The organism is Pedobacter sp. UYP1 (genome assembly GCF_040547305.1).
GTDB lineage: Bacteria > Bacteroidota > Bacteroidia > Sphingobacteriales > Sphingobacteriaceae > Pedobacter.
In genome coordinates this window covers 127,875-141,607 of sequence record NZ_JBEPPL010000004.1, presented here as the reverse complement: position 1 = coordinate 141,607, position 13,733 = coordinate 127,875, and the positions used below count along the sequence as shown (strand labels likewise).

The following is a 13,733-nucleotide window of genomic DNA, read 5'->3' as shown; positions in this document are numbered from 1 at the left end:
GGTGCAAATATAATGCGATTTTTTCTTAAATGCAAATACATGCAGCCTATGTTTTCATTTTTATTTGTGATCGCTGTGTTAAAGCTGTTTAAATTTCTATAAACCCAGGGCAGCCTTTAGCTTAACATAGCCCGTTTTACTGACAGGCAGCCAGATATCAGATTTCAAAAGTACGATATAACTATCTTTTTCTTTCAATTCAATTTTAGTTACCTGGGCCAGATTAATCAGGTAAGAGCGGTGAATCCGTATAAATTGTTCACTATCCAGTGTTTTTTCAAAGAAACTCATTGTCTTATTCTTATAAAAAATCCCTTCCGTAGTACTTAATTTCACATGGTCATCATCTGCTTCCAGGTAATTGATATCTGTTACTGCAATAATTTTGATCACCCCATTATTTTTAACCACTACCCTATGGTGCTGCAAAGGGCTTAATGAGGCCGTCTCCAGTAAATCCTGGGTAAGTTCCGGTTGCTTTAGTTTTGCAGGAAGCCTTTGCATGGCTTGCACGAACCGCTCCTGCTCAATTGGTTTTAGCAAATAATCAACAGCATTCACCTCAAAAGCTTTAATAGCAAATTCGTCAAATGCAGTTGTAAAGATTACTGCTGGTGGATTCTCTACCAGCTCCAGCATCTCAAAACCATTGATTTTAGGCATTTGTATATCCAGAAAGATAAAGTCGGGACGGAAAGCTGCAATGGCCTTCAACCCTTCAAAACCGTCATTGCATTCTGCAACAATTTCTATCTCAGGAAAATCTGACAAGTAATGCTTTACAATATCCCTGGCTAGCGGCTCATCATCAATCAGTATTGTTGTGATCATAGTTTTTGTGGTATTTTAAGCGTAGTAATATATTTATTATCCTCGGTTGAGGAAGTTTGCAGCAAATTATTATCTGCAAAAAGCAAGTAAAGTCTGCGCCGGATCGCAGTGAGTCCAAAACCTGTACCTCCGGAAGCTTTCGTTTCCGGATCATAAGGATTTTCAACACTCACCATCAGCATATTCCCTTCTACCCTCACCAAAACAGAAATCAGAATTGCCGCAGAGGTATTGTATAGTCCGAATTTAATCGCATTTTCCACGATAGGCTGCAATAATGTCCCTGGTAAACATAACTTTAAAGTATTTTCATCAATCTGGATATCAAGATTTAAACGATGGCTGAACCTCACCTTTTCAATATCCAGGTATAACTGGATATATTCCATTTCTTCGGCCACACTCACCCAGACTTCATCATCTCTTTTCAAAGTACCTCTTAAAAAAGAAGCTAGTTTTGTAATCATTGTCCCCGCTTCTTTTGGATTAACGATAGTCAATGCATAAACGGAATTTAAACTATTAAACAAAAAGTGAGGTTGCAATTGATGCCTCAGTTTGTTCAATTCTGCCTCTTTAGCTAAATTCTGAGCTGTATAAAGGCGTTCCTGCATTTCTGATTGTTCCTCTAACCGGTACCACAATACGTTTACAAATGCACACCAGGCCAGAAAAACAAAGATGACAATGAACCTGAATACCAGCGATAAGTTCAGGAAATTCACGTAAGTATGGTCCTGCGAAAAAACACCAGTTAATAAGCAACGGCAACTCCAGGTAATCAATCCAGAAAGCGCAATAGCCAGTACAATGACAAACAGGACGATTTCATCTTTGGGCTGATAAAATCTCAGTACCATACTAATCACGACACAACAAAGCGCTAAAAGTATGTTGGTAATTAAACTGTCTGCAATTGACACTACCCAGCTGAAATTAAGCGTATAAAAAAACAGCAGGACAAACGCAGTTGTCCAGGCCAGAAACAGTATAGCTGCCGTTTTTTGTGCTTTTCTTGTTAACAGTGGGTTACTCGTCAAAACATTTGGTTTAAAAATTACTGATACTCACTCCACCAAATAAAACTACTCCTTTTATTGTAATTATTTTAAGTGGTTCGCTATTTACCGGATTAATTGTGCGGCTATCGTCCAGTCCGCCGAATATCGGGCTCACTTGTGATTCCACTACCCATGTTGGGGGAATGATTAATTTAACTCCTCCAAAAATGGCTACAACTTCAATGGTTACCTGATCGGCAAAATCAGCTTGTGTCAGGTCCAGTTCGCAGCCTCCAAAAACAGAAACAACATCTCCGCCTTTAAAATTCTTGGAATAGATTTGTTGTTTACCACCGCTAAATACATTTACAGAGTCTAGATAGTCACTGTCAGTAGTTTGGGTTCTGGCATAAGGTTCAGAAGTCTGATTGTTCAGCGGATCGGCCTCAGGACCAGCTGAATTCTCTGAGGGATTATCAGCATTAGTTTGCCCGGCCGATGGATTATTCCACGAACCTGCTGGTGCATTTCTATAATCTTTCCATTTAAATTCTTCAAACTTCCTCTCCCATTGATTTTTACATGGTTTTTTGGGTTTAAAGATGACAAATAAGCCTAAAATTATAAAGGCAGCTCCAACGTAGTATTGCGTCAGGTTAAAATCAAATAGGTTCTGCACATTAAAGTAACCGCCTATTAAAACCATCATTAGCCATCCCCCGCCATGAAATCTGCGTTTAAAACCAATGACCAGGCCTATTAAAATGAGCAGTGTAGGCCAGCTGAATATCCAGTCAGGAATAAAAATCCCAAAATTCCGAAGTAAAAATACGCTACCGATGATCAAAAGGATCAAACCACTCCATATCCTGTTAGAACGATTTTTATATTTATAGTTTTCCATAACCTTGATGTCATTTATTGAAACCAAAACTAAGGAGTAAATATACATTGTTAAACAGAGATCATCTATATGGGTGTAAAACCCCGGTGAACATCATTTTTTAGCCGGTGAACAGGAAGACTGTTTTAAACAGAATCTAATTATGCGTTACTTTGAGAAATACTATATGCGTTATTTGAAAATACTAAAAGATATGAAAAAGAAATTCCTTCTCTTTGCGTGGGTCTTGATCCCTACAGCCTTATTTGCCCAGAATAATGATCAGTCTTACAAAATATTCGAAACAAAAACCAGGAAAACTGTCAGTTTAGAAGAACTGGTTAAAAATATGAAGAAAGTTGATGTGCTTTTCTTTGGTGAAGAACATAATGATTCAATCGGACATGTATTGGAAGCACAAATATTCGGTAAAATGATCCAGAGTTATCCGGGTACAGCACTCTCTTTAGAAATGTTTCCAACCGATGTACAGCCTATATTGAATGAATATCTTGCTCAAGTAATTTCTGAGAAGAATTTTATCAAAGAAGCCCGTGCCTGGAACAATTACAAGGATTACAAGCCCTTAATTGAGCTGGCCAAAGAAAATAAAGCAGACGTGATCGGAGCCAATGCAGCGACCAGATACAGCAATGCAGTTACCTTCTCCGGATTAAACAAGCTGAACGATTTCCCTCTTGCTTCTAAAGAGTTTTTACCACCATTGCCTGTTGATACAGCGACAGGCAGATATTATGATAAATTCGTAGAAACACTAGGCGGACATGATATGGGTGGAATGAAAATCTTCCAGACACAAAATTTATGGGATGCTTCGATGGCCTGGTCTATTGCAAAATACAACAAGTTAAACCCGAAGAAAAAAATATTACAGGTTAACGGAAGGTTCCACAGCGATGAAAAGCTAGGGACTTTTGCCCAGCTTCGAAAATATGCACCGAAACTGAACCTGGTCAACATTTCGTGTTTTGCAGCAAAAGACAGTATGGAACCAGACTGGACAAAACAGGCTGAACTGGGAGATTATATCATTCTTACTGGTAAGTAACGAAATAAATACGTTTGCAGCTGAAGCAAAAAAAGGCCAGCCCGTAATCTTTACAGGATGGCCTTTTCCTTATAAAAATATTAAATATTCTTAGCTTTCAGTAAGTCTCTGATTTCGCCCAACAGCACTTCTTCTTTTGTTGGAACTGGCTCAGCAACAACAACTTCTTCTTGCTTACGTTTCAATTGATTGATCGCTTTTACCATTAAGAAAATAATGAAAGCCAGGATAACAAAGTTAATCACCTCTGTAGCGAAATTACCCCATGCAAACACAGGTCCCGCTTTTCTTGCATCTTCCAGAGAAGCAGTAGGGTTAGCGGCAACGAAAGCTCTCACTTTATCGCTTAAAGGGATATAATAATTTACAAAACCCTTATCGCCAATCAATAAGCTGATAGGAGGCATAATTAAATCATTAACCATTGAGGTCACAATCTTACCGAATGCTCCTCCAATAATCACACCGACTGCCAGATCGACTACATTTCCTTTGATGGCAAATTCCTTAAATTCTTTTACAAAACTCATAGTATTTAATTTTTCATGGTGTTCAAGTATCAATAAAAATATAAACTTTATTACGAAAACAAAGCTTTTTTATTGGAAAAACACATCTAAACGCAATATTCGTTCCACAATATGGTTGATATATAAACCAAATGCTTATTTTTGAAACGGGTCATAATACCTTTTCTACAAAACATGCTTAAACAACATTTACAACAAAAGTTACTTCAAAAGTTATCGCCTCAGCAAATTCAGTTCATTAAACTGCTGCAGGTACCTACTGTTTCCCTTGATACCAGAATAAAAGAAGAGTTAGAAGAAAATCCGGCGCTCGAAGACCCAAGTTTAATGATCGCGGAAGAACCTAAAAGTGAATATGATGATCTGAATGACTCTCCTGATGATTTTGATGGAGGTTCAAAGGAAGAAAGTACTGATGAATTTAATGTTGATGATTACCTGCAGGATGATGGTGGAAATGATTACAGCACCTCCTATAACAACAATGATGACGACGAGGAAAAGAAAGAAACTCCGATAGCTATTGAGAGCACTTTCTTCGAAAGCCTCCAGGAACAACTTGATTTGGTTCCTTTATCAGATCAGGACTTTATTATTGGTAAACAGATTATCGGCAGTTTAGACGATGACGGTTACCTGCGCAGACCAATCACTTCGATGATTGATGATCTTGCTTTTTCACAAAATGCTATGGTCGAAGAAGAAGATGTACTGGAAATGCTGAAAGTGATTCAAAGTTTCGATCCTCCGGGAATTGCAGCCAGAGATCTTCAGGAATGCCTGACTTTACAGTTGCGCAGAAAAGACCCGCACAATCTGATCATCCAGAAAGCGATCATGATCGTAGAAAATTACCTGGATGAGTTTACAAGAAAACATTACGACAAACTTGAAAAGTCACTTGGCTTAAACAGTGAAGACTTAAAGGAAATCATTGCAGAAATCCTCCGGTTAAATCCAAAGCCAGGAGATTCAAACCAGGTAACAACCAAGCAATTACAGGTTATCCCTGATTTTCACATCTCTAATAATGATTCTGTTCTGATTTTGACTTTAAACTCGAAGAATGCACCAGAGTTAAGAGTGAGCCGTTCTTATATAGACATGTTCCAGCATTATGATAAAGCTGCACAGAAAGACAAAAAGCTAAAAGAAGCTGTACAATTTGTGAAGCAGAAACTGGATTCAGCCAAATGGTTTATTGATGCGATTAAACAACGTCAGCAAACCTTGTTAAAGACCATGAATGCAATTATGCAATATCAGTACGAGTATTTGCTGACAGGCGATGAACGTAAAATGCGCCCAATGATCCTGAAAGACATTGCTGATAAAATTGATATGGATATTTCTACCGTATCAAGGGTAGCCAACTCTAAATACGTACAGACAGAATTCGGGACTTTCTTATTGAAATCTTTTTTCTCAGAAGCTATTCAAACTGAAAGTGGCGAAGAAGTATCCAATAAAGAGGTAAAGAAGATCCTGGAAGACTGTATTGGTAACGAAGATAAACGCAAGCCACTGGCAGATGAGAAACTGACAGAAATCTTAAAAGAACAAGGTTATAATATTGCCCGCAGAACGGTTGCGAAATACAGAGAACAAATGAATATTCCGGTAGCCAGGCTGAGAAAAGAGCTTTAAGCTACGCGCTGGTAAATTCAATAAAAGAAAAAGGGGTGTGCAGCTGCACACCCCTTTTTCTTTTATCAGATACTTAAGAAAGCAAGTTCTGTCTGAGCAGGAATTCCAGTTGTTTATTGGCAACCAGTAAAGCTTCAGTCAGCTCTTTATTTTCTTTTCTCAGCGCATAAATCTCATATGCTTTTTCGATGTTGATCCTCAGATCTTCATCCATCCATGGTTTTTGAATATATTTATAAACCTGACCTTTGTTGATGGCATCGATAACGGCGTTGATATCCGCATAACCGGTCAGCAATATTCGGATCGGATCAGGAAAATCAGGAATTATGGATTCCAGAAATTCGATACCAGTAGTAACCGGCATGCGTTGATCGGTGATGATTACATGAATAAGTTCAGTTTCTAATACTTTCCGTCCCTCTACCGCAGATTCTGCCGTAAAAATGTTGAATTTCCTTCTAAAGCCAGCTTTAAAAGAGTTAAGATTATGAACTTCATCATCCACATAAAGCACATTAATTGGGGCGTCGGAATTCATTGTTATTTATTGGATTTTTTTGTTAAATATATTGCTTTTATAAATTCTAAAAAACTAATTTCGGATAAAAATTATTTCTAAATAATAATTGATCAATTTTACACAAAAGCTCACACAATACAGCAAAAATGGATAAGATTAATTCTAGTGTTAATGCTCCCGACCATTCAATGATATACCGTCCCGTTTATTTCAGATTAATCAATCCGGAGGAAGGAGAAAAGCTAAAAGCTTTAATCAGCAGTAACCCTAATCTGCTCATTTATAATACCATTTTAAGCCAGCTTGGGGAACTCATTAAACTGAATAATCCACAGCAAAAGTTAACTCCGGAAGAATCGGCTGCATTAGTTGCAGCACACCTTAAAACTGATGCAGATGCTTATGGTGTCTGGATATATTATCCCTGGTCAAATAAGTTAGTACACACGCTTGATGAGCAGGAATTTGCGCAGGTAAGAACAAGCAGAAATGTCTATAAAGTTACCCCTGAAGAGATCAATATCCTGAAGCAGAAAAAGATAGGGATTATTGGTTTATCCGTAGGGCAGAGCATTGCTTTAACGCTGGCTATGGAACGCACCTGCGGAGAGCTTCGCCTGGCCGATTTCGATGAAATTGAGCTGAGCAATATGAACAGGATCAAGGTAAACGTACAAGACCTTGGTTTAAATAAATCCATTGTAGCGGCAAGGCAGATTGCTGAACTCGATCCTTTTATCAATGTGATCTGCTTTACTGAAGGTATTACCCTGGGTACAATTGACGAGTTTTTTACTGGAAATGGCAAGTTGGATATCCTGGTAGAAGAATGTGATGGGATTGATATAAAAATTCTTGCCCGTATCAAGGCCAAAGCATTAGGTATCCCTGTAGTGATGGATACCAATGACAAAGGAATGCTGGATGTAGAACGTTTCGACCTGGAGCCTGAAAGAGCTATTTTCCACGGAAAGGTAGCAGAACTGGAGGCATTAAGTGCAGACCAGCTTACAGAAACTTTAAACAAACTGACTATTCCTGAAAAAATAGGCTACCTCGGAAAAATCATAGGCTTTGAGAATTTGTCTCCCGCCATGATGAAATCTGTGAGTGAAATGAATAAAACTATTGTCGGCTGGCCTCAGCTCGCTTCGGCAGTCACTTTAGGCGGGGCTATGATTACAGATATCAGCCGCCGTATACTACTTAAACAATTTAGCAAATCAGGAAGATATTTCGTTGATTTCGACGAGCTGTTTAAAGATGAGTTTAACACAATTACTAATATAAACGGAGACAATGATACACATTAGAACATTCAGAGCTCCGGATGATCCGGAAGCCTGCTCAAAATTTATTGTCGGCCACAAACGATTACTTGAACTTTATGGCATCACCCAGATTACTTCAAACAAACAGGATTGGGTAGAAGACCCGAAGACCATGGTGATTTTGGTGGAAGACAAAGAAACTAAATTTGTCTACGGTGGTGCAAGGATCCAGATTAAAACTGATCAGTATGAATTGCCTATTGCTTCTGCAATTGGTAAATACGATTCGAAAATATATGACATGATCAACGCTGATGAAGAGCGTGGTGGAACCTGCGAATTATGTGGGCTATGGAACTCAAGAGAGGTTGCGGGTATGGGTATTGGGAGTCACGTACTGGCCAGGGTTGGCTCTGTGCTTGCAGCGAAATTACCCATTGTAAGTTTATTTGTATTGTGTGCCCCTGTTACGGTTAGAATGGGAAAAAGAGTGGGCTGCGTGATCGAAACCTCACTGGGTAACAATGGTTTATTTTACTACCCTAAAGATGACCTTGTAGCCACTGCAATGCGGTTAAGAAATCCTTTTGATTTGAGTAATGCTGATGATTCAGAGCGTGAAAAAATCCTTTCTCTGCGTGACAATCCACATCAGCTATTTGAAGAAAGAGGTCCAAAAGGTATGTACCAGTTAGAATATAATTTAGACATCCCAAATCTGCATGACCCTGTTTAAAAAAATACTTTTTTTATTAATAGCGCTCATGTTCAACAGTGCGCTCACCTATTCAGCGACACAGGACAGTACGCTTGTCTTTAAAAACGAAAACAATATTTTAAAGATTGAAAATGGTATATCCATTTTCAGAGATCCTGCAAAATCATTAAATATCCATGAGGTAATCAGTCGTAAATTCGAGTATCTCAATCAGAAAGTCCCTAATCTGGGCATCACTTCAGATAAGATATGGATAAAATTTACAGTAGATAACCAAAGCGCTGCGGAGAATTTAATGCTTGTTGTGGCACAGCCCGCAATTGACAGTATTACCTTGTACAGACTGGATAATCACAAACTTTATGCCTCCTCAAAATTAGGAAAGTTTAAAGCCTTTCATGCCAGATTAGTCAATAATCCCAATTATATATTCCCGGTAAATATCGGCAGGAACAAAAAGGAAACCTTTTACATTAGTATCAGTTCTACAGATCAGATTCAGTTACCTATCTCTTTAGGAACGCCTAAAGTAGTTCTGGTCAATGATAACAGTAAGAATATACTCTTCGGAATTTATGCCGGAATTATCATTATCATGATTTTGTATAACCTGTTTATATCATTCACGGTAAAAGATCCAAGTTATATTTATTACATCGTTTACATCTTTTTTGTTGGCTTAACGCAGGCCACTTTTCAGGGTTACGCCTTCAAATTTTTATGGCCGGATAGCCCCTGGTTAGCCATAAACAGTTCTTTTCTGGTTCCTTTTTTCTCAGGTATCACGACCGCATTGTTCTTAAAAAGATTTTTACAAACAAAAGTACATACCCCAAAACTGCATATCGGAATAGACTTATTTGTTCTATTCTATTTTATAGCGCTTGGTGCATGGATTTCAGGCGCGCATACCACAAGTATAAAATGCCTGCAAACACTGGCTTTATTTGGTTCACTTTATTTCTTGTATGTGGCCAACGTGATCCGCAGAAAAGGTTCCCGCCCTGCCCTGTTCTTTTTGGTTGCTTATACTATATTTTTGCTATGTGTTGTCATCTTTGTTTTAAGGAATTTCAACTTAATTGAGTATAATCTTTTTACTTCTTATATTTTAGAAATTGGCTCTGTTATACAAATCACCTTACTTTCTTTCGCACTGGCAGATAAAATCAACGTCTACCGGAAAGACAAAGAACAATCTCAGGAACAAGCACTGAAAATCTCCAAAGAGAACGAAAGACTGATCCGGGAACAAAATATTGAACTGGAAATCCAGGTGAATAAACGTACAGAGGAATTACAGAATTCGAATCTTACTTTAAACCTGACATTGAAAGAGTTAAAAGAGGCGCAATCGCAATTGGTTGATGCCGAAAAGATGGCTGGCCTGGGTCAGCTGACTGCCGGCATTGCACATGAGATTAATAATCCTATTAATTTCGTAACTTCCAATATCAAACCGCTCGGATTGGATATTAACGATCTGTACGATGTGATCCAGAAATATGAAGAACTGGACCCTGATCAGGATGTCAGGGCGCAGATTTTAGAAATAGACAGGTTCAAAAAACAAATTGACATTGATTTTATCAAAACAGAGATTAATTCTTTACTTTCAGGAATTGGAGAAGGTGCTAAAAGGACAGCGGAAATTATCAGAAGTCTTAAAAATTTCAGCAGGCTCGATGAGAGCGATACCAAACCAGTAGACTTAAATGAAGGGTTGGAATCTACCTTGGTTTTACTCCGGAGCACGGTTCCCCCTTATATAAAAATCATTAAGGATCTGCAGCCTATTCCATTGGTAGAATGTTTGCCTGGTAAAATTAACCAGGTTTTTATGAACCTGATTACTAATGCCCTGCATGCGTTGAAGGTTAAAGAAAATCCGCAGGAGGAAGAATATATTTATATCTCCACCTCTTCGGTAAATGAACATGTAATCATCAGTATTAAAGATACGGGATCGGGAATGACTGATGAGATTAAACAGAAGATATTTGAACCTTTCTTCACCACAAAACAAGTTGGCGAAGGAACAGGTTTAGGCCTTTCAATTGTTTTTAGTATCATAGAAAAACATAAAGGCCATATTGATGTTGTTACAAAAGTGAATCTAGGTACAGAATTTATTATTACCTTGCCTCTAAACATACAATAATATGACTCGCTCGCCTGTTAAAGTTTTATATATTGACGATGAAGAGAACAACCTCCTCGCATTCAAAGCAAGTTTTAGGAGACAATATGAGATTTACACAGCGATTTCCGCAGCCGAAGGTTTAAAGGTATTAGAGAACCTTCCGGTAGAGGTGATTATTGCTGATCAAAAGATGCCTGAAACTACAGGTGTAGAATTCTTTAAGAGTATTGCACATACCTATCCGGATCCTATCCGCATACTTTTGACTGGTTATACAGATATTGCGGCACTGGCTGACGCAATTAATCATGGTGATATTTACAGATATATCACTAAACCATGGAATGATCTGGAATTACATAATTCTATCAAAAATGCCCATGATGCTTACAAGTCTAAAATTGATCTGAGAAATAAGGTTAAAGAACTGGAAAAGACAAATGATGAACTGAACCGGTTTATTTATAGCATTTCTCATGAATTAAGGGCCCCGCTGGTTTCAGTGATTGGTATTGTAAACCTGGTCAAAATGGAGGGGCTTTACAATTCAAGTGGTGAATACTGGGAACTGATAGAATCCTGCTCTAATAAGCTGGACTATTATATCCAGAAGACACTTCAATACTACAAAAACAATAAGAACATTTCTGAAAATTCAGATATCAACTTTAAGACACTGGTAGATGAAATGATCGATTTATATGCCTATAGTGACCGCGATACACAGTTCAATCTGAATATCAATCAGACGCATCCATTTATGGGGGATTCGTTCAGAATTGAAGTCATATTGGGTAATCTGATTTCCAATGCTATCAAATACCAGAAGGAAAGCGGGCACCATAAGGTGGTAGATATTTCCATAGAAGCTAATCTGTTATCTGCTGAAATATCGATTACTGATAATGGACTGGGAATTCTCAACGAGCATCTTGAAAAGATATTTACGCAGTTCTTTAAAGCAAAAAACAACAAAGGAAGTGGTTTGGGGTTGTTTATAGTGAAAGAAGCTTTAAACAAGATTGATGGAAAAATATCTGTCAGCTCTTCTCTGAACCAGGGTACTACGTTTAAAATTACTATTCCCAATGCCAAATAAACTCCAGAGCTCCATAAAAGTGATGCTGATCGATGATAACATCATTGACCTGAAGATTAATTCAAAGATCATTTTTATCTCTAAATTATTCGATGAAATCATTCAGTGCCAATCTGGAGAAGAGGCGCTCAGCTATTTCAATACCCATTCCAATCAACTGGATAAACTACCAAACCTTATCCTTTTGGATATCCAGATGCCTGAAATGGATGGTTTCGAATTCCTGGAAAACTACAAGCGCTTCCCTCCTGAGCTTAAAGATAATTGTGTGGTCGCCATGCTTTCTTCTACACTTGATTTTGGTGATATCCGTAAAGCAGAAGCAAATCCTTATGTAATTAAACTCCTTAAAAAACCGCTTTATCCTGCACACCTGGAAGAGCTATACAAGGCGAATTTTCCTGTCGTAAAATAAATTCTGTTTATGGCATTATTAATGCCTGTTATGGTTATGAACAGGTTAAAAATCATCGTTACATTTTTCTGTCTTTCTCTTGCTTTTACAAGCTGTAAAAAAGATTCGGGTCTTGATCCATTGTCTAATGTACTGTTTGCTAAAGACGGTGTAATCAGAGTAGAGTGTGCAGATTGTATGCTGAATTACACGGTTATTAATGATAACTATGCTGTTGGCATTAAGAACAGTGAAGATGTTAAATTTAGCTATGTATCTGATTTTGAACTAAAAACAACCATACAATCTCCAAAAAAACAGTTGATCAGATTGATCGTAATGGACTCTTACGGAAGAACAGTTTCGAATGAACTGACTGCGATTGATCCGGGAGCACCTAAAACTGACAGTTTTAAAATTAAAATTCAATAATCCAGCTGCAATCATAATATAACATATAATATAACAGAAAATCCCGGAGTCTTTATGGTCCGGGATTTTTTTATTTGTAAAAATTGTGGAATAAAGAATTCACATTGAGGAATATCATCCACAACTCCTTGTTTACTCAAAAACAACCACTTACGATTTAAAATCTCCTTTTCTTGCCTCGTGATTAGCCTTAGCCAGTTCAAGAAAAGAATCCTGAGCTGCCTTTACATTTTCAGTTTTACCTTTCCAGATTTCCAAAGCAGGCTGATGCAAAGCTCTGGAGAAAGAATAAGTAACCGGCCAGGGTAAAATTTCTTTGTAAGCAGCGTTAATTGCATTAAGATTTTGTGAAGCAGTCACAGGATCCTGACCACCAGAAAGAAAGGCAATTCCGGCAACTGTAGCTGGAACGGAATTGCGCAAGCAATTCACAGTTAATTTCGCCACTAAAGCTGCATCTGCTTTTTCAGGGGCATCTTTACCTGCAAGAATCATATTAGGTTTCAAAATTAGTCCGCCCAGCTCAACTTTAAGCAAATACAATTCTTCAAATAAAGAGCGCAATACTTTCTCAGTAACCTCCGCACAGCGTTCAATAGTATGGTTACCATCCATAATCACCTCTGGTTCTACAATAGGTACGATCCCTGCACGCTGACAGGCAGCAGCATAACGAGCAAGCGCATGCGTATTGCTGACAATACAAGCCTGAGAAGGTAATTCCCCATCGATCAGGATTACCCCTCTCCATTTTGCAAACTTTAATCCCTGTGTAGCATAAGCAGTCAGTCTTTCTTGTAAATCATCCAGTCCTTTGGTTACTTTTTCTTTAGGGAAACCTGCCAGGTCTTCAGTTCCTTCGTCCAACTTGATACCTGGAATAACTCCGGCCTCTTTCAGTGCTTCCAGAAATGGAACACCTGATAAGGTTTGCTGATGAACAGTTTCATCAAATAATATCGCTCCGTTAATATAATCTCCTATTCCTGGCGTAGTAATTAAAACTTCGCGGTAGGCTCTTCTATATTCTTCAGTCTGCGGAATACCTGCAAGTTCAAAACGTTTGTTGAGTGTGGCGACACTTTCATCTATAGCAACGAGGCCTTTGAAACTGGCTACCATAGCTTTTGCGGTGCTGATCAATTGTTTGGTTATATTCTCCATAATTATTGCTGCGGGTCCTGATCTGATC

14 protein-coding genes are annotated in these 13,733 nt (G+C 38.2%); 8 read left to right on the top strand and 6 right to left on the bottom strand.

The window, feature by feature from the left end:
* Nucleotides 1-96: 96 nt before the first annotated feature.
* The 3 genes from ABIB30_RS10705 to ABIB30_RS10695 are packed head-to-tail and all read right to left on the bottom strand — an operon-like array spanning nucleotide 97 to nucleotide 2,736.
* On the bottom strand, nucleotides 97-831 hold the full coding sequence (locus ABIB30_RS10705) for a LytR/AlgR family response regulator transcription factor (protein WP_354301840.1): 735 nt from the start codon (nucleotides 829-831) through the stop codon (nucleotides 97-99).
* The gene (locus ABIB30_RS10700) at nucleotides 828-1,871 is read right to left on the bottom strand and encodes a sensor histidine kinase (protein WP_354301838.1); all 1,044 of its coding nucleotides are present in this window, start codon (nucleotides 1,869-1,871) and stop codon (nucleotides 828-830) included. Before ABIB30_RS10700 ends, ABIB30_RS10705 begins: the two co-directional genes overlap by 4 nt.
* Before the next feature lie 10 nt (nucleotides 1,872-1,881).
* A complete protein-coding gene (locus ABIB30_RS10695) occupies nucleotides 1,882-2,736 on the bottom strand; it encodes a LiaF transmembrane domain-containing protein (RefSeq protein WP_354301836.1) in 855 nt (284 codons plus the stop codon).
* Nucleotides 2,737-2,929: 193 nt separating this feature from the next.
* Here ABIB30_RS10695 and ABIB30_RS10690 point away from each other — a divergent pair, with 193 nt between their 5' ends.
* Nucleotides 2,930-3,784, top strand: a complete 855-nt coding sequence (locus ABIB30_RS10690) for a ChaN family lipoprotein (RefSeq protein ID WP_354301834.1) — start codon at nucleotides 2,930-2,932, stop codon at nucleotides 3,782-3,784.
* A gap of 80 nt (nucleotides 3,785-3,864) precedes the next feature.
* Here the strand turns inward: ABIB30_RS10690 and mscL are convergent, their stop codons facing one another.
* Entirely contained in the window at nucleotides 3,865-4,314 is a 450-nt protein-coding gene (mscL, locus tag ABIB30_RS10685) for a large conductance mechanosensitive channel protein MscL (RefSeq protein ID WP_354301832.1), read from the bottom strand.
* 174 nt (nucleotides 4,315-4,488) lie between these two features.
* Here mscL and rpoN point away from each other — a divergent pair, with 174 nt between their 5' ends.
* A complete protein-coding gene (rpoN, locus tag ABIB30_RS10680) occupies nucleotides 4,489-5,961 on the top strand; it encodes an RNA polymerase factor sigma-54 (protein WP_068401600.1) in 1,473 nt (490 codons plus the stop codon).
* A 73-nt stretch (nucleotides 5,962-6,034) separates the two neighbouring features.
* Here rpoN and ABIB30_RS10675 read toward each other — a convergent pair whose 3' ends face one another.
* Complete coding sequence (locus tag ABIB30_RS10675) at nucleotides 6,035-6,502, bottom strand: response regulator (RefSeq protein WP_111631876.1); 468 nt, start codon at nucleotides 6,500-6,502, stop codon at nucleotides 6,035-6,037.
* A 128-nt stretch (nucleotides 6,503-6,630) separates the two neighbouring features.
* Between ABIB30_RS10675 and ABIB30_RS10670 the strand changes: the two genes are divergently transcribed.
* Genes ABIB30_RS10670 through ABIB30_RS10645 form a run of 6 tightly spaced genes read left to right on the top strand, consistent with a single transcriptional unit; the run spans nucleotide 6,631 to nucleotide 12,541 of the window.
* A complete protein-coding gene (locus tag ABIB30_RS10670; protein ID WP_354301830.1) occupies nucleotides 6,631-7,797 on the top strand; it encodes a ThiF family adenylyltransferase in 1,167 nt (388 codons plus the stop codon).
* Nucleotides 7,784-8,491 (top strand): hypothetical protein, encoded by a 708-nt coding sequence (locus ABIB30_RS10665; RefSeq protein WP_354301828.1) that lies wholly within the window; start codon nucleotides 7,784-7,786, stop codon nucleotides 8,489-8,491. Before ABIB30_RS10670 ends, ABIB30_RS10665 begins: the two co-directional genes overlap by 14 nt.
* 28 nt (nucleotides 8,492-8,519) lie before the next feature.
* Nucleotides 8,520-10,634 carry a sensor histidine kinase gene (locus ABIB30_RS10660; protein WP_354301826.1) on the top strand — a complete coding sequence of 705 codons (2,115 nt, stop codon included), beginning with the start codon at nucleotides 8,520-8,522 and terminating at the stop codon, nucleotides 10,632-10,634.
* 1 nt (nucleotide 10,635) lies between these two features.
* Nucleotides 10,636-11,715, top strand: a complete 1,080-nt coding sequence (locus ABIB30_RS10655; protein ID WP_354301824.1) for a hybrid sensor histidine kinase/response regulator — start codon at nucleotides 10,636-10,638, stop codon at nucleotides 11,713-11,715.
* Nucleotides 11,705-12,130 carry a response regulator gene (locus ABIB30_RS10650; protein ID WP_354301822.1) on the top strand — a complete coding sequence of 142 codons (426 nt, stop codon included), beginning with the start codon at nucleotides 11,705-11,707 and terminating at the stop codon, nucleotides 12,128-12,130. Before ABIB30_RS10655 ends, ABIB30_RS10650 begins: the two co-directional genes overlap by 11 nt.
* Nucleotides 12,131-12,139: 9 nt before the next feature.
* The gene (locus ABIB30_RS10645; protein WP_354301820.1) at nucleotides 12,140-12,541 is read left to right on the top strand and encodes a hypothetical protein; all 402 of its coding nucleotides are present in this window, start codon (nucleotides 12,140-12,142) and stop codon (nucleotides 12,539-12,541) included.
* A gap of 150 nt (nucleotides 12,542-12,691) precedes the next feature.
* Here ABIB30_RS10645 and ABIB30_RS10640 read toward each other — a convergent pair whose 3' ends face one another.
* Nucleotides 12,692-13,705, bottom strand: a complete 1,014-nt coding sequence (locus tag ABIB30_RS10640) for a class I fructose-bisphosphate aldolase (protein WP_354301818.1) — start codon at nucleotides 13,703-13,705, stop codon at nucleotides 12,692-12,694.
* Between the last annotated feature and the right edge of the window lie 28 nt (nucleotides 13,706-13,733).